This is a genomic window from Rhodobacteraceae bacterium LMO-JJ12, from assembly GCA_021555075.1.
GTDB lineage: Bacteria > Pseudomonadota > Alphaproteobacteria > Rhodobacterales > Rhodobacteraceae > JAKGBX01.
The window spans coordinates 437,130-459,434 of the sequence record JAKGBX010000002.1; the positions used below are offsets into that span (position 1 = coordinate 437,130).

The 22,305-nt window shown below is 57.7% G+C and carries 17 protein-coding genes; 4 read left to right on the forward strand and 13 right to left on the reverse strand.

All coding sequences use genetic code 11. The annotated features are described in order from the left end of the window. Positions 1–69: 69 nt before the first annotated feature. Positions 70–1,470, forward strand: a complete 1,401-nt coding sequence (locus tag LZG00_14125) for a hypothetical protein (protein ID MCF3595128.1) — start codon at positions 70–72, stop codon at positions 1,468–1,470. 139 nt (positions 1,471–1,609) lie between these two features. Here the strand turns inward: LZG00_14125 and LZG00_14130 are convergent, their stop codons facing one another. Continuing rightward, on the reverse strand, positions 1,610–2,431 hold the full coding sequence (locus tag LZG00_14130; protein ID MCF3595129.1) for a sulfotransferase family protein: 822 nt from the start codon (positions 2,429–2,431) through the stop codon (positions 1,610–1,612). A gap of 169 nt (positions 2,432–2,600) precedes the next feature. Next, positions 2,601–3,392, reverse strand: coding sequence for an ABC transporter permease (locus LZG00_14135; protein ID MCF3595130.1), 792 nt, complete (start codon positions 3,390–3,392; stop codon positions 2,601–2,603). 252 nt (positions 3,393–3,644) lie between these two features. Here LZG00_14135 and LZG00_14140 point away from each other — a divergent pair, with 252 nt between their 5' ends. Further along, positions 3,645–4,691 (forward strand): sugar transporter, encoded by a 1,047-nt coding sequence (locus LZG00_14140; GenBank protein MCF3595131.1) that lies wholly within the window; start codon positions 3,645–3,647, stop codon positions 4,689–4,691. Positions 4,692–4,709: 18 nt separating this feature from the next. After that, on the forward strand, positions 4,710–5,375 hold the full coding sequence (locus LZG00_14145) for an ABC transporter ATP-binding protein (protein ID MCF3595132.1): 666 nt from the start codon (positions 4,710–4,712) through the stop codon (positions 5,373–5,375). 127 nt (positions 5,376–5,502) lie between these two features. Here the strand turns inward: LZG00_14145 and LZG00_14150 are convergent, their stop codons facing one another. The 7 genes from LZG00_14150 to LZG00_14180 all read right to left on the reverse strand — a co-directional run bounded on the left by LZG00_14150 (position 5,503) and on the right by LZG00_14180 (position 13,949). After that, on the reverse strand, positions 5,503–6,327 hold the full coding sequence (locus LZG00_14150; protein MCF3595133.1) for a hypothetical protein: 825 nt from the start codon (positions 6,325–6,327) through the stop codon (positions 5,503–5,505). Beyond that, complete coding sequence (locus LZG00_14155; protein ID MCF3595134.1) at positions 6,324–8,627, reverse strand: glycosyl transferase family 1; 2,304 nt, start codon at positions 8,625–8,627, stop codon at positions 6,324–6,326. The genes LZG00_14150 and LZG00_14155 overlap by 4 nt, the downstream gene beginning before the upstream one ends. A gap of 315 nt (positions 8,628–8,942) precedes the next feature. Next, complete coding sequence (rfbA, locus tag LZG00_14160; protein MCF3595135.1) at positions 8,943–9,818, reverse strand: glucose-1-phosphate thymidylyltransferase RfbA; 876 nt, start codon at positions 9,816–9,818, stop codon at positions 8,943–8,945. After that, entirely contained in the window at positions 9,815–10,675 is an 861-nt protein-coding gene (rfbD, locus tag LZG00_14165) for a dTDP-4-dehydrorhamnose reductase (protein ID MCF3595136.1), read from the reverse strand. Before rfbD ends, rfbA begins: the two co-directional genes overlap by 4 nt. 178 nt (positions 10,676–10,853) lie before the next feature. Next, positions 10,854–11,081: a hypothetical protein gene (locus tag LZG00_14170; protein ID MCF3595137.1), complete on the reverse strand. Its 228-nt coding sequence runs from the start codon at positions 11,079–11,081 to the stop codon at positions 10,854–10,856. A gap of 290 nt (positions 11,082–11,371) precedes the next feature. Next, positions 11,372–12,538, reverse strand: coding sequence for a nucleotide sugar dehydrogenase (locus LZG00_14175; GenBank protein MCF3595138.1), 1,167 nt, complete (start codon positions 12,536–12,538; stop codon positions 11,372–11,374). Between the two features lie 463 nt (positions 12,539–13,001). Further along, on the reverse strand, positions 13,002–13,949 hold the full coding sequence (locus LZG00_14180; protein MCF3595139.1) for a glycosyltransferase family 2 protein: 948 nt from the start codon (positions 13,947–13,949) through the stop codon (positions 13,002–13,004). 326 nt (positions 13,950–14,275) lie between these two features. On the opposite strand from LZG00_14180, the gene LZG00_14185 reads away from it, so the two are divergent. After that, positions 14,276–16,717: a hypothetical protein gene (locus LZG00_14185; protein MCF3595140.1), complete on the forward strand. Its 2,442-nt coding sequence runs from the start codon at positions 14,276–14,278 to the stop codon at positions 16,715–16,717. A 182-nt stretch (positions 16,718–16,899) separates the two neighbouring features. On the opposite strand, the gene LZG00_14190 is transcribed toward LZG00_14185, so the two are convergent. The 4 genes from LZG00_14190 to dapE form a co-directional block, all read right to left on the reverse strand. Next, positions 16,900–18,063, reverse strand: coding sequence for a lytic murein transglycosylase (locus LZG00_14190; GenBank protein ID MCF3595141.1), 1,164 nt, complete (start codon positions 18,061–18,063; stop codon positions 16,900–16,902). A gap of 192 nt (positions 18,064–18,255) precedes the next feature. Further along, positions 18,256–20,517, reverse strand: a complete 2,262-nt coding sequence (rnr, locus tag LZG00_14195) for a ribonuclease R (GenBank protein MCF3595142.1) — start codon at positions 20,515–20,517, stop codon at positions 18,256–18,258. Positions 20,518–20,577: 60 nt separating this feature from the next. Next, positions 20,578–21,123 (reverse strand): DUF2064 domain-containing protein, encoded by a 546-nt coding sequence (locus tag LZG00_14200; GenBank protein ID MCF3595143.1) that lies wholly within the window; start codon positions 21,121–21,123, stop codon positions 20,578–20,580. Positions 21,124–21,139: 16 nt separating this feature from the next. Then, the gene (dapE, locus tag LZG00_14205) at positions 21,140–22,288 is read right to left on the reverse strand and encodes a succinyl-diaminopimelate desuccinylase (GenBank protein MCF3595144.1); all 1,149 of its coding nucleotides are present in this window, start codon (positions 22,286–22,288) and stop codon (positions 21,140–21,142) included. Between the last annotated feature and the right edge of the window lie 17 nt (positions 22,289–22,305).

The window sequence follows — 22,305 nt, forward strand, 5'->3', positions numbered from 1 at the left end:
GAAAACGAATTGCCGGGGCCACATGCGGCCCCGGCATCTTTGTAGATTTACATAAACTGGACCTGTGCCATGTCGCGATTTATCACTTCGACCGCAATTTTCCTCACGGCCGGAATTTTGGCAGGTCCGGCAATCGGGGCGGACGATGACAACCTTGTCTTCATCGACCAGATAGGTGCCGACAACAGCGGCGCGATCAATCAGGTTGGCATTCTGAACCAGATCGGCACGGAAGCAGACCCGGCACTGCAAAACGGGTATTACAACAGTCTGATTGTGGATCAGACAGGTGATGGCAATCGTATCGGCACGCAGGGCGCAGGGTTGAACCAGAACGGCCAGTCGGCGACACCGAGCGTGTTTAACGCCATCACGATTGAGCAGAATAGTCACCGCAACGTTGTGGGCGAAGTGCAGCAATCGGCGCTGGGCGCGATTCCTGATGGTGCCAACCGTTTGGATATTTTACAGCACGTCGGCGATGAGAACACTATCGGCACGGTGCTTCAGGAACAGTCTGACGGAATGCCAGGCCAGATCGCCACCCTGATCCAGACCGGCGAAGGCAACGTTATTGCCCGCGTGGAACAGAAATCGCTGACCCCTGCCAATAATGGTGAAAACCGTATCCGCGCCGAATTCATCGGCACGGGCAACGGTAGCATTGGTCTGAGCGGTTTTGCTCTGGACGCCGGGGCTGCCTCAAGCGAGTTGGTTCAAACCATTGGCGTCGATAATCTCGGGGCGAATGGCAATGATATGGATCTTTTGGTGACCGGCGATTTCAACCGTTTCGGCGTCTTCCAAGGCGGTCGGCTGAATTCGGTTGGCCAGATTACGATTCAAGGTAACCTGAACCAGATCGGCATCCGCCAGGAAGGGCTGGAAAATGACCTTACCAGTTCGCTGATCAATGGTGACGGCAATAACATTGGCGTCGATCAATGGGGCACCAACACGGCTTATCTCGATATGCCCGGACCCGGTGACGACAATCAGATCTACGCGCTTCAGTATGGAACCAACGATCTAAGAATTATGGTCGATGGGGATCGCAACGAGGCCGTTGTGACCCAGCATTATAACAACGGGATGGGCGGAAGCAACGATGCCGAGGTGAATATCACCGGCGTGGACAATCTTGTCAATCTTGCGCAAAACGGCAGCAATACCGCTGTTATCAATTATGTTGGTGATCGTAACAACAAGACGGATTTCGACTGGGCACCGCTTGTTGCGACCGGACTCGATGTGGGGACATTCACGCAGACGGGCACGAACAACAACATTCAGACCGAAACGATCGGTAATGATAACATGATGGCGGTCCGACAGAATGACAGCGGCAATATCATGACCGCTTTCATCATGGGCGATAACAACCAAGCCGCCGTGATACAGACCGGTAGCGACAATACGGCTTGGCTTAGTCAAAATGGTAATGGCAACCGCGCGCTGATTGTACAATAGGCGACATTTTCGGGACCGTTATCAAGAACACCGAAACTTCGAGCGGCTTCGTTGTAGTTTCCCGCCGAGTTGAGGAGTGCCTACGCGCTGCGCAGGCCAAGTTATCACGTTGCCCAGCCAGATCAGCAGCTATCCGTCTCTATTCAGCACCGCGTCTGGGCGGCAGCCGTTCAACGTGCGGCGTCTTTGTAGCTTGCTTGCGTAGTGCCGGTTCCGGGGGATAGCCGAAGGTTTCAAGATCGACCGCATAAAGAGACTGGATCCGTCGCAGTGTCAGCGGGGTTATGAAATTTTCGTAGCCGAAACTATATTCGGAAATTTCATGGCCCGGTACATCGACCAATGACCCACCATACCGTTCGTCTGCGATCTGGGTCTTGTTCATCTGGCGCGAATGATAGCGCATACCAAGATCTGCTGCCAACGCGCCCAGCTCGCTGTCCAGCGCCTCGACGTGGATGATATCGTCATAGTGCAGCCCTTCATCCAACAGAAAGCCGGGTACCTGGGTCTCCCAATGTCCGTTGACGGGCAATCGGGGTTTGAGGCGCTGATCATGTAGGGCTGCGACAGTGTCGAGAAATTGGGCAAAGGTCATGATGTTTCGCTCGGTCTCAAGCCCGCGTTCGGTGCAGTAGAGATCGTGCAGTTCCTGGGCAAAGGGTTCCAGATCATCACGCATCATGAGCGATCGGCCGCGATAGACACAGAATTTGTTGAGATAGGCGCTGATACTTCGTGTCACCGGGTGGCGCGCAAGGATCACCGAACGATATCGCTTCTTGCGCATCACCTCAAGGCACTGCTTGTAGGATTGGCTATTGAGGTGGAAGTAGCGCTTGTTCTCGGGTGGGACTTCTATGTTGTCTGCCAGAAACCGGAACAGGCTGGTGCAGGCCGCTTTCTGCGACCAGAAAAACACAGTCTTTTTAGGGATATGAATGTAGCCGCGCCAGCCCATCGGGATCTCCGGAAACCATCTTTTTTGCCCTCTACAGCATCTCGTGTTTTATGTGAAGCAACATGTATCGCTGCGCGTTCGAACAATTGGTGAGCGCCAATGCGGTGCGAGGTGCATCGACCCGAAAACCCTTAGATAGGCATTACGCAGGGTGACAATGCTTGGGGGATCATGAGTTGATGATTTCGCGATAATGGCGCCGCAGCATCAAAAGGCCCGCAGCAAAGGTGACGAGTGCGACACTGAACACATAGAGCGGCGAGACATAGCTGGCATCATAAGTGGAATAGACGCCGCTCCGGGCCTCGCCGACCAAGTGGACCAGAGGGTTCCACCACAGCCAGTCGCGATAGGGGAGCGGGATGGTGTCAAAGAGGAAGAAGATGCAAGATATGATAAACAGCGGTCGGTTCAAGATGGCCCAGGTGACTTCCCAAATGGGGTACATCGACAGCAGATAGCAATTCATCGTCCCAATCCCCAACCCTAGGGCAAAGGCCATGGTAAAGGCGAACGCCAGTGCCGGCAGGTCTAGAATGACCTGCAGGTCGAATGCAATTATGATGCCCGACAACACGACCACGGCAATCATGATTTCCGTTATCACGTTCATCAGGAAACGACCAAGGATTGCATCGACAAAGGTGACGCCTGGGTAAAACAGCAATGAGCGAGAAAACCGCAAGGAAACAGATACTTTCTGTGCGGTGGTCGAATAGGCCATGAAAGGAAGAATGCCCGACGCAAAAAACAGCGGGAAATTGGTGCCGATTGCAGGCGATCGGAAAGCAAAGGAAAAAACAATGGTCATCATGGCGATGCCGCCTGCGGGCTCCAGTACCGCCCAGACATATCCCAAGGCCGAGCGTCCATAAGTGGTCGACATCTCGCGCAAGAGCAGGGCTATCACGGTGCGTATCGTGCCAGTCCGGCGGGGTATGGCTGGATTTGATTGTTTCATTCTGTGCTCTGGCGTAGCATCGCCGGGTTTGTTAGGAAACTGCAAATATCGGCAGTCCTACCGCAGAAGAAAGATTTTGTCTTGAACGATGTGCCTCAAAGCCCGGCATCGAAGGATGCAGCAGCGTCATTGAAGGGGCAGCCCGAAGGGAAAGCCAAAACCAAAGCTGTCCGCCCCCCTGTAAAAGCAGCCCGCATAAAAACTCGCCATGTGCTGCTGTTCTTGTTTTTTGTGATCTGGGTTATTGCTCCCGTGGGCATAAGCGCTTGGTATCTTTATACGGTTGCCGATGATCAATATGCCAGCCATGTTGGGTTTTCAGTGCGTACCGAAGAAGTCGGCTCGGCTATCGAATTACTGGGCGGGATCACCGAACTTTCGGGGTCGAGCTCTTCTGATACTGATATCCTTTATGAATTCATCCAGAGTCAGCAACTGGTGCGGTTGTTAAGCCAGAAATTGGATCTGGTGCGAATGTATTCTAATCCGGATGACCCCGTGTTCGGCTTGGGCGAAGATGTGCGCATCGAGGCGTTGGCCGACTACTGGAACCGAATGGTCAAGGTGTTCTACGACCGCTCCAGCGGGCTGATCGAGGTGCGGGTGTTGGCGTTTGATCCGCATGATGCCAAAACTATCGCCAAAACACTGTTTGATGAAAGCAGTCGGATGATCAACGAGTTGTCAGCCATCGCGCGGGCCGACGCCATGGGGTATGCCGAAGAAGAGTTGGCTCGTGCGGTAGCGCGGCTCAAGGAGGCGCGTCAGGCCAAGACCGCCTTTCAGAACCGAACCCAGATCGTTGATCCATCGGCCGATATTCAAGGCCAGATGGGCGTTCTGGGGTCGTTGCAGCAGCAATTGGCCGCCACCAGTATTGATTTGCAGGAGCAATTGTTGCAGGGAGCTGATCCGAGTAACCCTCTGGTGCAGAAGGCCCGCCGCCGTATTGAGGCAATCAATGTGCTGATCGATCAGGAGCGCGACAAGTTTGGTAGCACAAGCAGAGTGGCAGACAACGATGTTGCCTACTCCGATTTGCTGGCCGAATACGAAGCTCTTCAGGTGGACCTGGAGTTCACCCAAAAAAGTTATCTTTCGGCGCAAGCCGCGCGCGATGCTGCGTTTGCCGAAGCATCACGCAAATCGCGCTATCTGGCGATGTATGTGGAACCGACACTGGCAGAAACGCCAGAGTATCCACGGCGTCTCATGCTGATCTGTTTGTTGGCAGGGTTGGCGTTCATAACTTGGGCCATTTTGGTGATGATCTATTATTCGCTGCGCGATCGGCGCTGAGCGGCAGGATCAGGACAGATGATCGAGCTACGCAACGTCTGTAAAACCTTCGTGCTGAAAGGGCGGCGCCAAGTTGTGGCCGACGACATCACAGCCGTCTTTCCTGACCGCAAGGCAGTGGCCATCCTGGGCCGCAACGGGGCGGGGAAATCCACTCTTCTGAAAATGCTGGCTGGCACCTTGCACCCCGATTCAGGCGAAATTGTCTCGACCGGACATATCTCGTGGCCAGTGGGGTTTGCTGGCAGTTTCCATCCCGAGCTCAGCGGTTTGCAGAACACGCGTTTCATTGCCCGTGTCTATGGTGTCGATACCGAGGAATTGGCGGATTTTGTGGCCGATTTTGCCGAGTTGGGACAGCATTTTAAGCTGCCGATCCGCTCCTACTCATCGGGCATGAAGTCGCGACTGGCGTTCGGCGTTTCTATGGGGATCAAATTCGACACTTACCTGGTGGACGAGGTCACAGCCGTTGGCGATGCCACGTTCAAAAAGAAGAGCGAGGCACTGTTCACACAGCGTCTTAGCGAAAGCTCGGCGGTGATGGTGACGCATACGATGGGACAGGTGCGTCGGTTGTGCAATTACGTGGGCGTATTGCACAGGGGCAAGCTGCATTTCTATGACGATGTCGAAGAGGGCATCGCCTTTCACCAGAAAATCATGGACCGAAACGAAAGATAAGAACCCCTTGGGGGCATTTCTGGGCTGAAACCGAAGCGCCCGCCCGGAAGTGTTATATTCCGATTTGGCGCGTCTGACCGCGCGCTATGCGGCAACCACAGTTAAAGAGGTTTGCAGTTTTCCTGATTCACCGGCGTCGGTTGTCAAAGGCAAATTCTTCCAGCAGAGCGGTATTTTGCGGCGCAAACTGTGCCTCAAGCCATGCGGTGCGTTCAGCCGTTTTGCCTTCGTCGGGAATATCAACATTGTGAAAGGCATCGCGAAACATCTGTTTGATATCCGACTCCGATACTTCAGGCGAGCGAATTGCTGCGGCAATCCGGTCGCAATCGGCCATTCGCAGCGACCGGTTGACCCGGTTGTCGTCGACAACCCAATTTAACTTATCAGCCAGCGGCGCACCCAGAAGCCGGGTCATGACGGTACGAATGTTTCGGTGCCCATCAAGGGTCATGGGAACAGAGGGAAATCGGGACTGCCACTGGCGCAGGTAGGCGGCGGGTTTCATGGTGTCGATGCGGCGTTGCGCAAAAGTTTTGAAATCGCGCCCGCCATAGGGTTTGCGTTCGGCCAGAAAAGTATGGAAAAACTGCTTCATGAACTGCGAGTAATCGCCATAAATGAATTCGCTGAACGGACGCAGAAAGCAGATTAACTGTACGGTAATTCCTTCCTCGCGTGCCAGCTCCGCTAGCGCGTCACCGCGTTTGGCCTGTGAATAGAGATCTTCGTGGCTCAGGATTACCGTGCCGATACCGCCTGTGAACCAGCGCGTAAGCGTCGCGCGGTTGACGTCGTCAAGATCTGCGGCATTGCCAGGATGCCCATCGCCGGGATCGGGGTAACGCATCTGATGCGCCTCAAGCAGATCGCGGTTCTGCAACAAAACCTGTTGCAAGTAGGTCGAGCCGCATTTCGGCGATCCGATATGCAGTAAAATCCGGCGCGTCATGCGGCATCCTTGTGTCGTGACAACGTTTGTGCCAGCTTTTCGGACAGCCGGTCGAGCATGGTGTTCTGGTCCAGCCCTAATTGGTCGATGTCGATCCTGCGGTCTGCCTGTAGCACGGGCGGCATGGCCCAGACCCGACGAAGGGCGGCAGTGATTTCAGGCACGGAAGCGGGAACCGACGCGATGGCAGGGCTAAGTAGAGACAGATTTTTGGGCCCAAAACTATTGGTCACGACCCGCACGCCCGAAGCCGCCATTTCAATCGGTGGGTGGCTGGGGTGGGGTGAATACATCAGTGAAAGTCCGACATCAACACTACGCAGATAGGCCGGGTATTCTTCCCAAGGCAGCTTGCCGAGACTAGTCAGTTGCAGACCGCCGGGCAGTTCAACCGGCGCATGTGATAAGCCGATCGAGACCAGCTCGATGTCCTGCGGACCAAGCCCTTCGGCTTTGACAAAGCCAGCCAGTGCCTCGATCGCGCTGGGGTACATGTTGCGCGCTACCTCGGGTCGGCCATAGAGCGCCAGACGCCGTGGCCCTGCCGCGCGCAATGGGCGCGGGGCGTCAGCATAACGGGCAATGTCGATGGACGGATGAAAGGCCAGCGCGTCCTCATTGGCAAAACCAAAGCTCTGTGCAGCGAAATAGTTACGCAGAAGGGTAGTATTGAAGATCGGTTCAAAATCGAAATCATAGCTGGCCATGGCGTCAGCGAATTCTGATCCCCAAGGATAAAAATTAGGTTCGAAATCCTGAACCAGATAGAAAAAGCGGCTTTGTTCCAGGCGGTGTTCGAGGATCAGCTTCTGGGCGATGTGAGCAGTCCACCATGCGGTGGCGAGAAAAACATCACCGCGGTGCGCGGACAGGGTGGGGCTATGGATGCCACAATGCAGGCTTACGCGCGCTGCGGTCTCGATAGGGACCCCGGATGGCAGGCGGCGCAACAGGAACGCGCGCGAGGCGCCGGGAGAGGACATCGGCAGATCAGTGCATATAAAGCGCACCCGAAAACCGCGTGCGGCCAACCCCAGCCCTATGTCAAATGCGGTGACAATTCCGGCAAAGACCTCGGTCGGGTTCAAGGTGGGCACAAGCACCGTCAGGGCCGGTGCCGACGCGCTGAAATTCGGGGTCCAACGCGGGGTCTTGCGCAGATCAACAAGCGCGGTGTGGTCAAGTGGCTTTTCTTCGCGAGGATCGCTCAGGCGGGGCATCCGGGGAGGCATCCCCGGCGACAGCGAATAAAGCCGGGCATCAAAGCCGTCGAGTGCGGAGCGGCGCATGGGGCCAAAGGCCTGGCTCAGAGACCAGACCGAGCGCCCGATGCTGACGACAGCGAAACCGGCGGCGATCCTGGCGAGCCCGAAATGGCCAGTGATGGCCAGACGCAGCATGTCGATGAAGTGCATGACACCGCCGCTGCCTCGACGCAGATAGGGCCAGAGTGAGCGGGTGCGCATACTGTTACGCGCCAGATGACCCTCGTCGATCATGTCGAGCAGCCGGGTGTGCAGCGATTGCGCCAGATAGCGTGCCAAAGCATAGCTGGCTGCTTCGCGGCGGATCCACATTGCATCGGGACGGCGGCGGCGCAACCCGCGCAGCCAGCCCCCCTGGCGATCGATGGCCCCCATCACATTGCCGCCGTGTTGACGATAATCAACCAGCGGCGTTTCTATCAGATGCACGCCACCGGTAGCCTGAGCAATCAGCCCAAGCCACAGGTCATGATAGAAATGCACTCCGCTTTGCTGCGGGAAGGGTAGGGCCATGCGCACCACATCAGCGCGCATCAGAACCGTCATGCCGGTGATGTTGTTGCGATACAGAAGCCCGCGCAGGCCCGGTCGGCGCTGACGACGTTCAAAACGGAACATTGATCGCTGGATTTCGGTGCTGCCGTCCGCTGCCACCAACCGCGCATCGCTGTGCACCAGTTGTGCGCCGCTGCTCTCTAGGGCGGCAATACCAGTAGCGAGTCGGTCAGGATGCCAAATGTCATCTTGATCGCAAAGTGCGATCAGCGGCATTGGTTGTGCACCCTGTTGCGCGTCGATCATGGCCATGACCTCGGTCAGCCCGGACTCGAAGGCACGCACAGCGTCAAGCTCCTGATCGCTGGGAACCATCTCGAGCTTGAGGTCCAACGCATCCGCTGTTTCGCGCACCAGAGGTCCTGACACGATGTCTGCGATAACAGCTACCAGATGCAATGTGCAGCCGCGCTGTGCCGCCAGCGAGGCCAGCTGCGCCGTCAGATGGGCCGGATCGGGCCGGAATACGGCGATGACCACGAATACATCTGGGGACGCTTGTATGCTTGAAGGGGACAATGTGGCGGTGTTCATCAGTGTATTGGGAATTGCTTTACATCAGATCGCAGGCAGGTATGGCCGGTTGTATCCGATCTGTACCGCCTGTTGTGGTCGTCGCTATCGTCATCTGAATGTGTCCCTGCGGTAAAAGCGTATCACAATACGACATTATGTGTCTGATGGCACTGAAAGAGTCGTGATCGTTGCCTGCTGATAAAGCTTTTGCTCGCGCGGTTCAACTCATGTGGGGACGCTTCGCGCGAAACGCCCGGACCCGCCTTGCCAATCTATGTCTCAATTGCCCAGAAGGCCTTCCAAATACTTACCATAGTCATTCTTTTTGAACTTCTCTGCGCGGTCGTGTAATTGCGCGTCGGTGATCCAACCTTTTGCATGGGCGATTTCGTCGGGGCTGCCGGCCTGCTGGCCCTGACGCTTCTCCAGAGTGCGTACGAAATTACCCGCATCCAGCAGGCTGCCGTGGGTGCCGGTATCGAGCCATGCAAAACCGCGCCCCAGGCGTTCGACTGACAGCGTCCCTTCCTTCAGATACATCTCCAGAAGGCACGTGATCTCCAACTCGCCGCGCGCGCTGGGCACGACGTTGTGAGCGCGTGCAGAAGCCGAACCATCAAGGAAGTAAAGCCCGGTCACGGCATGGTTTGATGGCGGGTTCTTCGGCTTTTCGATGATCGAAACAGCGCGGTCCTGATCGTCGAAAGCCACCACGCCATAGCGTTCAGGATCAGACACACGGTAGCCAAATACGGTGCCACCGGTTTCTCGCGCGTCGGCGGCGGCCAGCATTTCGGGCAGGCCATGGCCGTAAAAGATGTTGTCGCCCAGCACCAGCGCTGATGGGGCGCCATCCAGAAAATCTTCGGCTAGGATAAACGCCTGCGCCAAACCGTCGGGGTTGGGCTGGGGGATGTAGGTGAGGGTGATGCCCCACTGGCTGCCGTCGCCCAAGGTGCGGATGAACTGGTCCTGATCCTGCGGCGTGGTGATTACCGCAATCTCGCGGATGCCGGCCAGCATCAGCACGCTGAGCGGATAATACACCATGGGCTTGTCATAAACCGGCAGCAGTTGTTTCGACACGCCGATGGTGACCGGATAAAGGCGCGTGCCCGAACCGCCAGCCAGAATGATGCCCTTGCGCTGTTTCATGGTTTTAGTGCTCCAAGCTCGGTCAGAATTTCGTGCAGGCCTGTGTGCCAGTCGGGGCGTGCAAGGCCAAAGGTCATTTCAGTAAGGCTGTTGTCCAGCCGCGAATTCAGCGGGCGCCGGGCCCGGGTCGGATAGTCTGTGCTGGGGATATCGGCCACTTCGCAGCGGATATCAGCCATTTCAAATATCGCACGGGCAAAATCAGCCCAGCTTACATCGGGGCTACCGGACAGGTGATAGGTACCCGATTTTGCCGGGTCCGCGAGCAATTGTTGGGCGGCAGAGACGCAGGTGGCGGCGATATCGGCGGCGGGTGTTGGCCCGCCAATTTGGTCGGCCACGACAGTCAGCTGGTCGCGTTCAGCCCCAAGCCGCAGCATGGTTTTGACAAAATTGCTGCCGTGCGCCGACACCACCCACGAGGTTCGTAAGATTGTATGCGGGCCACCTGCTGTGCGTATTGCGTCTTCGCCCGAAAGCTTGGTCCGGCCATAGACACCCAGCGGACCGGTGGGGTGATTGACGCCGAACGGCGCATTGCCACTGCCGTCAAAGACATAATCGGTCGAAATGTGTACAAAAGGCAGGTCGCGCGCAGCGGCGGCGCGCGCCATCGCGCCGGGCGCCGCATCATTGACAAGGGCGGCGTTCGCCTCGTCGTCTTCGGCGCGGTCAACGGCCGTATAGGCGGCGGCGTTGATGACCGCATCGGCATCGGTGGCAGCGACCAGAGCAGCGCAGGCCGCAGGATTGGTCAGATCGGCTTTATCACGGCCAAGAGCTTCGATTTTTACGCCTGTCTGGCGCTGCAACTCGGTGGCGACCTGACCGGAGCGCCCAAAAACCAGCAGCTTCATGATGTCATCTCCTGGCGAAACCCTGCTGCGGTAAGGCCCTTACGCGCGAACCAACAGCGCTCGTTGTCAAGATACCACTCCGCGTTGCGGCATCGACCTTCTGCTATTGCAACCGTAGGCCACCAGCCCAGTTTGGTGCCTAAATGGGTGGAGCCGATGAAGCCAGTCATAAGCATTCTCATGCCGCAGGTTCCGAGGGTAACATGTCTTGGAGTCGGTCGGAGAAAAGACTGGCAACATCGGCAAGAAGCGATGACGCGGATTTCTTGTTGCGAAGCGCGGGTGTCGCATCGCCAAAGCCCCAGTCAATGGCGATGTCGGGATCGTTGAAGCTTCGGTGATTACCGTGTCGCGGTCGGTCCTTAACCAAGACGCCTTTAAGGGCGGAGAGGGAAGTAATGCTCATGCGGTCCGCCTTGAGGCCAAGTATACTGGAACGGGCATATTTTATGTTGTTGATCGCCCAATGGAAAGCCTTTGTCAGGGGTCGTCGGAAACGCTTCCCGCCGTCATGATCAGGAAAACCCTGACTGGTCGGATGGCGGATTCCAACGATAGTCTTTCTGATGTCAGTCTGGAAGCGCGCGGCAGCGGCAAAAGGATGGTCATCGTAAATGAAAAGGTGCCGGGGCGGCGCGTGAGCGCCCAGCAATATCTGGCAACGTGGCAAGCGGACCTCTGGCTTTCTGGGCGCGCTTAGTCTGCACCGAACAAATCGCGGGTGAACACCTTGTCGGCAACATCATCAAGTTCAGGAACCATCCGGTTGGTAACGATGATATCCACTGTGTTTTTGAAACGCTCAAAGTCACGCTCGACCGGCGAGCGGTAGAAATGGCTGTCTTTCAGCTCTGGCTCATAGACTGTCACCGGAATGCCTTTGGCCTTGATCCGCTTCATGATGCCCTGGATTGAACTGTCGCGGAAATTGTCCGATCCGGCCTTCATGGTCAGCCGGTAGATGCCGACATGGGTCGGGTTTGTGGCAAGGATGCGCTCGGCGACGAAATCCTTGCGAGTTGTATTGGCGTCGACCACCGCCCGGATTAGATTTTGCGGCACCTTGCTGTAATTCGCCAGCAACTGTTTGGTGTCTTTGGGCAGGCAATAGCCGCCATAGCCGAATGAGGGATTGTTATAGTGCTGACCAATACGGGGATCGTGGCAAACGCCCTCGATGATCTGCCGTGAATCGAGATCAAGCGCCATGGCATAGCTATCGAGTTCATTGAAATAGGCAACACGCAGGGCGAGATAAGTATTAGCAAAAAGCTTGACGGCTTCGGCTTCCTTGGCGCTCAGAAAAAGCACCGGAACTTCCTCGTCCAGCGCAGCCTCACGCAGAAGCTCGGCAAAGGTTGCGGCAGCATCGGTTCTGCCGCCGACCACGATCCGCGAGGGGTGCAGATTATCATACAGCGCCCGACCTTCGCGCAGAAACTCGGGGGAAAAGACAATTTTGCTGCTCCCGATCTCGGTGCGAAGCTTTTCGGTAAAGCCGACCGGAATCGTGGATTTGATGACGACCGTTGCATCGGGGGCATGTTTTTTTGCCGCCTGAGCCATGTCTTCGACCGAGCGCGTGTCGAACATGTTGGTCGCGGAATCATACGAGGTTGGCGTTGCTATCACGATGAATTCGGCATCTGCCATCGCCGACGCAACATCCGTCGTGGCACTCAGATCCAGAGTGCGGTTGGCAAGGAACTCTTCGATCTCAGAGTCCTGAATTGGTGAGCGGCGGGCATTGAGCATCTCAACCCGGCGGGAATCTACATCCAGAGCGACGACCTGATTGCGCTGAGACAGCAGCACGGCGAGCGACAGACCCACATATCCAATACCGACAACACAGATTTTCATAGGAACTCCAGGCCCGAGACGCGCAGGTTATCGTGCAGTTTGAAGATTGGCCAGCCCTCGCACAGCACTGCAAAAGGCAAGTGAATCCGGGCAACCCATCCTGCCATTTCCCAATGAAAAAACACGACCTGCGGCAACGCCAGCGTGCGGATCGCTTGACCTGTGCGATGGCTCCGCGTTCCGACGTGTATTGTTCGACTGCCAACGAAGTCTTTTAGACTGCGTCCAACGATGTTGCCCGACTTGCGATCAGGGTGATTCCAGCTCAGCGGGCGGTTTATTTGGACCAGTGCATGCCAATGGGTTGCCCCGTGATCTAGCAGTATTAATTGGATACGACGCGCGAGGTCTGGGCGAAGGCACAAGAGCGGGTGATTTGTTTCGAGCGCTGAACAAAGCCGCCGTTCCCCAAAACCCGCAAGGGTTCAAATCGTGTAGAACGAACAGAGCGGGGCCGGTGCTCTTATAACCGTCCTGCTGCTGCTGCCAGCCACAGGGCCAGCGTGCTTAAGGGGCTCTGACGATAGAGTCCGAGCCTGCGGATGCCATTAACCCGCGCCGGTATTGCACGCATGCGGATGGCTGCAAACTGTTCCAACAACGCTCGGTTTTCCACCGTCAACCGGTGCGCCGAACAGCGCAGTGCAGCAAGGTTGGTGTCATTCCAGTCTCTGAAATGGCCGCTGAGTAGCATCCCTATCCGCCTTAGGCGGGCGCGGTGCCCCATGTTGGCTCCGATCTGATTGACCCCATGCTGTCGGTAAAGCAGCGATGGCGTGTCATCATGGACCAAAGCGCCACCCGCACCCGAAATCAGTTGATAGATCCACCAGTCATGCACAACAGGCCGCGTGGTTTCCTGCGCGGCTTGCATCACCAGCCGAGCTGCCGCGGCGTTGAGCAGGATGGTATTGCCGGAGGCCACATTCTGAACCAGAGCGTTGCGAAATCCCAAAGGTCGGGGCCGAGCTGCCGACAGCGATCGCGTGCTCAGGGTTTCATCGGTGATCCACGTCCGGCTGCAATAAAGCGCGGGTTGGTCGGGATCCTGGATCTGCAATGCCGCAATGCCGCGTTCCAGACGTGTCGGTAGCCAGACGTCGTCCTGATCGCTGAATGCAATCCAGCTGTCCGCTGGCGCATGATCGGCTGCGGCACAGATCAGCGACATGAAGTTTGCCGTGCCGCCCTGCCCCGGCCCGTTCAGGCAGGTTATGTTGGGCATGTCCTTTGCCGCTTGTGTAAGAATATCTCGGCTGGCATCCGTAGATCCATCATCACTGATCAACAGGTTCCAGTTGGAATGGCTTTGCGCGGCGATACTTGACAATTGTGCTTCAAGAAATCTGGCCCCATTATAGACCGCCATCAGGATCATGACATGCGGTGGGGGCGGCGTGGCTGGGTTCACTCTCAGACTCTCCGATAATACAGGTATCCGGGATACTGCATTGGCCGACAACTTGAAAGACCGCAGGGCGACGGAACAACAGAGGCGCGCAGGATACGATGCCTGTCGACGCGGTCCTGTCCGAGTTTCTCGGCGGACTTTAGCGGTGGCATCCGGTCCTCAGCAGTAGACAAAATGATGCAAACGGAAAATCCCGGCAATTCGTAATCGGGCGGACTTGAAGAAAATCCAATTCAAGGGCCGCAGACCCGACACATTCCAGAACCGCAAAAAAACCACCTGGCACCTCTTTCTAGTTTTGGGATGCAAATGGTGAGGTTTTGGGGATGTCGATTTTGCAACATGTTGGGACGTGGTTTGGGGACAGTTTTGATCTGCCAACCACCACAGTCTCTATTCGCGGGGTGAGCGTTGGTTCAGGCACGGCATTTGAGATCAGCGATTTCACCTTTTTATCCACTGATATTGTCTCGGTTTCAGCGGAAAACGCGCCACAAAGCCTGTCATCAACCTGGCACGTGGCCGATGACCGCATTGGCATTTCAGTCGGCAGTGTTTCGGGTAGCTTGCCGGGCAATGCGATGGCAAACGCCTTGGCCGCCTGGGACGCAGGTGAGCGGTCTGCGGAATTGTCGTTCCTCGCTCAGGATGCAGCGCCGTCGCAGTCAGTTTGCATTATGGCGGCGCGGGTGGACGGCGCGGAATTGCTGTTCGTGGCAGGGAAGGGCGGGGCGGGCGTGACCGGTGTTGCGCTCACAGATGGTGTGCTGACGGAACCGCAGGTCTTCGGTGCGCAAAGTGATCTCTATACCAGTGATATTTCAGATATGGCGGTGGTCGAGCGGGCGGGAAGCACCTTTCTCTATGCAGGTTCCGCCAGCGATCATGGCGTCGCCGGTTTTGCAGTTGCCTCAGATGGTACGCTGACGGCAATGCAAGGGTTGGGGATGCAGCAAAGCCTGCCGGTCAATTCCGTGACGGGGCTGGAAACGGTGCGTGTCGCAGATCGGGATTTTCTTATCGTCGCGGCTTCAGGCAGTTCCAGTCTGTCGGTGATGTCCATCTCCGATACCGGGGGGCTGACGGTTACTGACCACCTGATCGACGATTTGACAACACGCTTTCAGGGGGTTGCTGAGATCGAGACCGTATCGGTCGCCGGGCATGCGTTTGTCCTGGCTGCGGGGATGGATGACGGGCTCGGCCTGTTTCGGTTAACCGCCGAAGGCCGACTGGTACACCTCGATACCATCGCAGACAGTAACGCATATTCGCTTGCGGATCTTTCGGGATTGGGGGCGCTTGCCCGCGATGGTGGGATTGATGTGTTGACGACCTCGGCCTCCGAAGCGGGTCTTAACCACTTTAGGGTCGAGTTCGGCGCCCCTGGCATGGTGGCTGTTGGGGCTGGCGGCGATCTGTCAGGGTCAGACGACGACGATCTGCTTTCGCTGGGAACAGCGGCGGGGAGGCTTTTGGGCGGTGCGGGAGATGACATTCTTAGTGACGGTGCCGGACAGGACAGTCTGCGCGGTGGGGCCGGCGCGGATATTTTTGTCTTACGTGCAGATGGCGTGCCAGATATGATCGAAGACTTGCAGGTTGGGCAGGATCTGGTCGATCTGTCGGGATGGTCCATGCTCTATTCCGCAGAGCAGATTGATCTGGAGACCACGGATTGGGGTGCGGTGCTGAGGTTCGGAAACGAGGAACTTATACTGCGTACCGACAATGAAACCCCGATTGTGGAGGAAGACCTGGCAATAGTGCTGGGTCCTTTCCTGAACCATGTAACGGTCACTTTTGGTCCATTGCTGATCAGCGAAGCCGTGTCCGAAGAAGACCCTTACGTGCCGCCCGCCCCGCCCTCCTTACCCGACCCTGAAGTTGACCCACAACCAGACCCTTATGACGAAGTTTCGGGGTCTGATGGTGAGATGATTGTCGGCACTTCGGGTAATGACACTCTGATAGGTGGGGCGGATGATGACATGCTGCTGGGGGACGATGGCAACGATGTGCTGTACGGCGGCGGTGGCAATGACATGATCGCCGCCGCCGCTGGACATGACAGGCTTTACGGTGGCGACGGCAATGATTTCATGGGCGGAGGTCCCGGCAATGACACGATGGAAGGTGGCCCTGGTCGCGATTCCATGGGCGGTGGTCTGGGTGATGATTCAATGGTAGGCGGCACGGGCAATGATTTGCTCAGTGGCGGCCCCGGTGACGACTTTCTGGACGGCGGCGAAGGTGATGACATGCTGGCGGGCAGTTTTGGCAATGACACGGTCGAAGGCGGCGGTGGCGCTGACAACATTGGCGGTGGCCCCGGGCGTGATGATCTGCGCGGCGGCGATGGCAACGACAGTCTGGGCGGTGGCGAAGGTAACGACACGGTTCATGGCGGACCGGGGAAGGATTTTCTGGCTGGCGGCGGGCGGAACGATATCTTGTCAGGCGAGGATGGGGCCGACACACTAAATGGTGGCGCGGGTGACGATACCCTGTATGGCGGCAGCGGTGCCGATCTGTTCGTGTTCAATGAGATAAAAGGCGGCGAATATGACGTGATCGCCGATTTCACTCCCGGCGTGGATACAATTCGAATGCATGACATTATGGGGAGTAATCAGGCGGCTCGCTTCACCGCATTAGTGTTCGATGTAGTCGAGCAGGGGGTGGAACTGAGTTATCAGGGTCATACGATCTTGCTACTGGATCTGGCGCCGGGTGACATGGATAGGGCGGATTTTCTGCTATTTTGAGTGTGGGCTTGCCGTTCCCCGCGAGGCCTTTTCGTCTGGCGCCCAGCGTAGAGACATGAGGTGTTCAAGATCGCGAACTATCGCGCGCGAACCTCTCGGACGCCCACAGTGTGAAAGATCAAGGTCACCCGCAAGGCTGGATCAATAGTCAACTGCCGTGAAGTTTCTGGCGGGAGGAGGCTTCAGGGTTTTTGGCGTAGCCGTGCGAGGAACCCGGGGGAGGGATAACCATCGGGCACCAATCCGCGATCCTTCTGATAGGCGCGCACAGCGTTGACGGTGAGTGGTCCGATTTTGCCGTCGAGCTTTTCTGGATCAAAGCCGCGCGCTTTGAGCAGTTTTTGCATCTCAAGCCGTTCTGGAAGGGTAAGTGCGCGATCTTCTCGCGGCCAAGTGGCTTGGATAGGCGGACCGCCTGCGAGCCTGTCGGCGAGATGACCCACGCCGATAACATAGGCGTCGGCGGTGTTATAGCTTTCGATCACCTCAAAGTTGTGAAAGATCAGGAACGCGGCGCCTTTGGCGCCACCGGGCAGAAGTACGGCGGCGGGGCCATGATCAGGAACCGGCGCACCGTTGGTGTCGGTGACACCAAGGCGGGCCCATTCTGAGGGCAGTTTCTCGTAGTCGCGCCGTGCGAGCATGTAGTTGAAGTTATCGGGTAGGCGTATTTCTACGCCCCATGGCAGACCGGTTTGCCAGCCATTGGCCTTGAGGTAATTTGCCGCTGAAGCCAGCGCGTCAGCCGGGTTATCGCCCCATATATCGCGTTTGCCATCACCGGTATGATCCACCGCATGGGCGTGCCATGACGACGGCATGAATTGGGTATGACCCATCGCGCCTGCCCAGCTTCCGCGCATGTTTGAAGGGCGGGTATCGCCCGCTGCGAGGATTTTCAGCGCTGCCAGCAACTCGCCCTCAAAGAATTCACCACGCCGACCATCAAAGGCCAATGTGGCCAGCGCCTCGATCGTGGGGATTGAGCCGCGAAAGGAGCCATAGGCGCTCTCAAGTCCCCAGATCGCCGCGACAATCTCTTTCTCGACGCCGTAGCGGGTTTCTATGTCAGCGAGCATCTGAGCATGTTTTGCCAGCGCCTTTTTGCCCGCAGCGACGCGCGCCACAGAGGCAGCGCTGTCGAGGTAAACCCAGACGGTCTTGGTAAACTCGTTTTGGCTGCGGTCTTTGTCGATCACGTCGCTGTTGTAGTGAATACCGTCAAAGGCCTTGTCGAGCACGATTGACGGAATGCCTTGGGCGTTGGCACGTGTGCGAAAGCCGCGCAGCCAGTTTCGGAAGGCGGCGGGTTTGGGCGAAGTGATGGTGCTCGCCGGGCGGATCATGGGGCGTGCTGAACGCTCGGGCGCGTTTGCGAACGCGGGAGTTGCAGTGAGAATGCCTGCAAGAACAAGGGAGAAACCGATGCGCATTTTGCTCGTGCCCTTAGATCGGAATTGGCCCCTTGGCGGGGTTTGCACCGATGATAGGGCGGAACGGTGATTGGGAAAAGGGCGCATTGATGCGCGCCCTTTGGCTCAGCGCCGTGTGCGTTTGACCTTGGCTTTGGTCTTGGCGCTTTTTTTCTTGGCTCGGGCGAGGTTGCGTTTGGCCTGTTTGCCGCGATATCCGCCCTTACCGCCGCCACCTTGTGGCAGTTTCTTGCCTTCAAGAGAGATCAGTTCGAGCGCAAGTCCGCCGGTGACCGGCGCGGCTTCGGCCAGACGCACGACCACACGGTCGCCAAGGGCGATTTCAGTGCCGGTATCGGCGCCGGTCAGCAGTCCCCGGTCCGCATCGAAGTGGAAATATTCGCGCCCGAGATTGCGCATCGGGATCAGCCCGTCTGCGCCGGTTTCATCCAGTCGGACGAACACGCCAAATCGTGCAATACCCGAAATGCGGCCTGCAAAATCGCTACCGACGCGTTCGGACAGGAAAGCGGCGAGATAGCGGTCATTGGTGTCGCGCTCGGCCATCATCGAGCGGCGCTCGGTTTCGGAAATATGCGCGGCGGTGGGTTCTAGTGAGGCGATATCATCGGTGGTGAGGCCGTCGTCGCCCCATTTATGCGCCGAAATCAGCGCGCGATGCACGATCAGGTCAGAGTAGCGTCGGATCGGCGATGTGAAATGCGCGTAGGCCTGCAGCGCGAGCCCGAAATGGGCGAAATTCGACGGGCTGTAATAGGCCTGGGTCATGGATCGCAGGGTGGCGAGGTTGATCAGTTCGTCGTGATCCGTGCCTTCGGCGGCCGCCAAAAGCGCGTTGAGATGGGCGGTTTTGAGCACCTGCCCTTTGGCCAGCGTCAGCCCGGCGGATTCTGCCGTATCACGAAGTGCGTCGAGCTTTTCAACGGGAGGTTCTTCGTGGACGCGAAAGAGCAGAGGAGTCTTGCGCGAAATCAGGTCTTCGGCGGCGGCGACATTGGCGAGGATCATGAATTCCTCGACTAACCGGTGAGCATCTAGGCGATCTATAAAGTTGACGCTTTCAACCACGCCCTCTTCCGAGAGCTGAATCTTGCGCTCGGGAAGGTCGAGATCAAGCGGCTGGCGGCGGTTCCGCGCTTGGGTGAGCGCCTCGTAGGCGGCATAGAGCGGGCGGATCACCTCGTCCATCAGAGGCGCGACCTTGTCGTTGGTATCACCGTCCATCGCCGCCTGCACCTCGCGATAATTCAGCGAGGCGACCGAGCGCATGAGGCCGCGCACAAAACGGTGGCTGCGCTTTTCACCATGGGCGTCGATCTGAATACGCACCGCGATACAGGCGCGTTTGACGCCTTCGTGCAGGCTACACAAATCGCCCGAAAGCCGGTCGGGCAGCATCGGCACGACGCGGTCGGGGAAATAGCTGGAATTGCCGCGCTTGCGCGCCTCTTGGTCAAGCGCGGTACCTGAACGCACGTAATGCGCGACATCAGCAATAGCGACCCAGATGATATGGCCGCCCTCGTTCTTGGGGTCATCATCGGCATGGGCCCAACAAGCATCGTCATGATCGCGTGCATCTGCCGGATCAATGGTGATCAAGGGCAGGTCGGTCATGTCTTCGCGCGTGCCCAGAGTGGCCGGCTGCATCGCGTCGGCTTCGGCGATCACCTCGTCGGGGAAGTCATGGGGAATGCCGTGTTGATGGATGGCGATGAGCGAGACGGCCTTGGGCTGGCTCGGGTCGCCCAACCGGTTGACGATGCGCGCGCGTGGTAGGCCCATGCGCCCCTTGGGGCCGGATTGTTCGGCCTCGACCAATTCGCCCTCTTTGGCACCACCCAGATCGGCCTTGCCCACCAGCCATTCTTTGCCCAGCCCCTTGTCGATGGGTTGAATGCGCCCGCCTTCGGGTGTCATGCGCACGATCCCCAAAACGAGATGGGGGTTGGTGCCGATGCGTCGGATCAGACGGGCCTCATAGGCAAATTCGCCTGTGGTCTCGGTGAGGTGGGCCAGAATGCGGTCGCCTTCGCCCAAGGCCGGGTCAGAAGCGCGTGGGATGATCAGAATGCGCGGCTCTTCCGCCTCGCCCTGCCATTCCATCGGTCGGGCAGTCAGATCGCCATCAGCGGTCGCCGCGGTGACTTGCAGCACAGACACAGGGGGCAATTTGTCCGGGTCGCGATAGGTTTTCTTGCGTTTGGCAAGATGGCCCTCGGCCTCAAGCTCTTTGAGCAGGCGTTTGAGGTCAATCCGCGCTGCGCCTTTGATACCAAAGGCACGCGAGATATCACGTTTGGACGTTTCGGTCGGGTGATCGGAAATCCATTGCAGGATTTCCTCTTTTGAAGGCATCTGGCTCATGACTTCGGCGTATCACGGCGAGTGGGTGCTGCCAATGGCGCCCGAGCGCAGTGCATTCCTTTATAAATCCGCCGCGCGATCCACATCTGAAAGCTGGTCAATCAGAACATGGGAGCGCCCATTCAGCGAGGCGAGGCTGTCCGACAGGGTGTGCGCAGAAGACCAGCGGGTATTGCGAAAAAGCCCGGCAGGTGCGCGCGACGGGTGGCGCAGACCGGTCAGCCAGAACCCGCCATCCGCGGCCGGGCCAAAGACGAATTCCGCAGCGCCAAGAGCAGAAAACGCGCGTGCGACATGGCGGGAGCGTAGGCCCGGAATATCACCACCGACGAGACAGACAGGTCCGGGGTGAGGCAGCCGCAAAAGCCGCGCCATGCGTGCGCCCAGATCGCCGTGTCCCTGCGTTATGCGGGGTAGATGCATGGGCCAGTGCGATGCGAGCACAGCAGTATCGGGTGCGATGGCCAGAACGGTTTGCCAGCGCGGATCGTCGACTTCGCGCAACAGACGGGTCACCTGATGGCGAAACCACCACGCTGCGGGCACCATCCCGATATCGCGCCCCAATCGGGTTTTCACCCGACCCGCCACGGGCGCCTTGAGCATGACGATGAGGCGCGGTTTAGCCAAAGTAATCCTTCAGAATGCGCGAATAGATCGCTTTTAGCTGAACTATCTGCTCGGTTGGAACGCGCTCATCGACCTGATGCATGGTTTTGCCAACAAGGCCAAATTCGACCACCGGGCAGTGGTCTTTGACGAAACGCGCATCTGAAGTGCCACCCGAGGTTGACAACTCGGGTCGGCGGCCGGTTTCGGCCTCTACCGCAGTCGCTACCAGGTCAGAAAGCGGGCCGGGGGGAGTAAGGAAGCTTTCACCGGAGATCGTCACCCAAAGATCAATGCCGACACCAAACTCGGCAGCCACGATATCGGCCTCTTCTTCCAGCCACTTTGAGAGGGACGCGCCAGAATGGGTGTCGTTGAAGCGGATGTTGACGGTGCTGGAACAGGTTGCCGGGATCACGTTGGTCGCCGGGTTGCCGGTGTCGATAGTGACTACCGCAAGCGTCGAGGCGTCGAAATGTTCGGTGCCCTCATCCAGCGTATGAGAGGCCAGCCGATCCATCAATCGCGCCATTGCCGGAAGCGGGTTTTTTGCACGGTGGGGATAGGCGGAATGGCCTTGAATGCCGGTAACGCGGAACTTTGCGTTCATCGAGCCACGCCGCCCGATCTTCATCATTTCGCCCATCTCGGAAGGGCAGGTGGGTTCGCCGACGAGACAGGCCGACATTGCTTCGCCTTCGGATTGCATCCAATCCAGAAGGGCGGTGGTGCCGTCGATAGCATCGCCCTCTTCGTCACCGGTGATGGCAAGGATGATCGCGCCGTCGGGCGGGCTTTGGCGAACGAAATCAACCGCTGCAGCGGCAAAGGCTGCGACGCCTGATTTCATATCCGTTGCGCCACGCCCCCAAAGCACACCATCTTCGAGAACGCCTGAAAAGGGGCCGTGGCGCCAAGTTGCCTCGTCGCCGGGTGGAACAACGTCGGTATGACCGTTGAAACCAAAAGTCTTTTCCGCGCCCTTTTTGCCCCAACGGGCAAAGAGATTGGCCACGGCGCCACGATCAACACGGGTGCAGGCAAATCCGGCTTCGGTCAGTATTTCGTCAAGCAACACCAACGCGCCACCTTCGGCAGGTGTAACCGAGGCGCATCGAATGAGGTTCTGGGTTAGATGAACGGGATCGAGCGAGGCTGTCATTGGGGTTTCTCATGTCA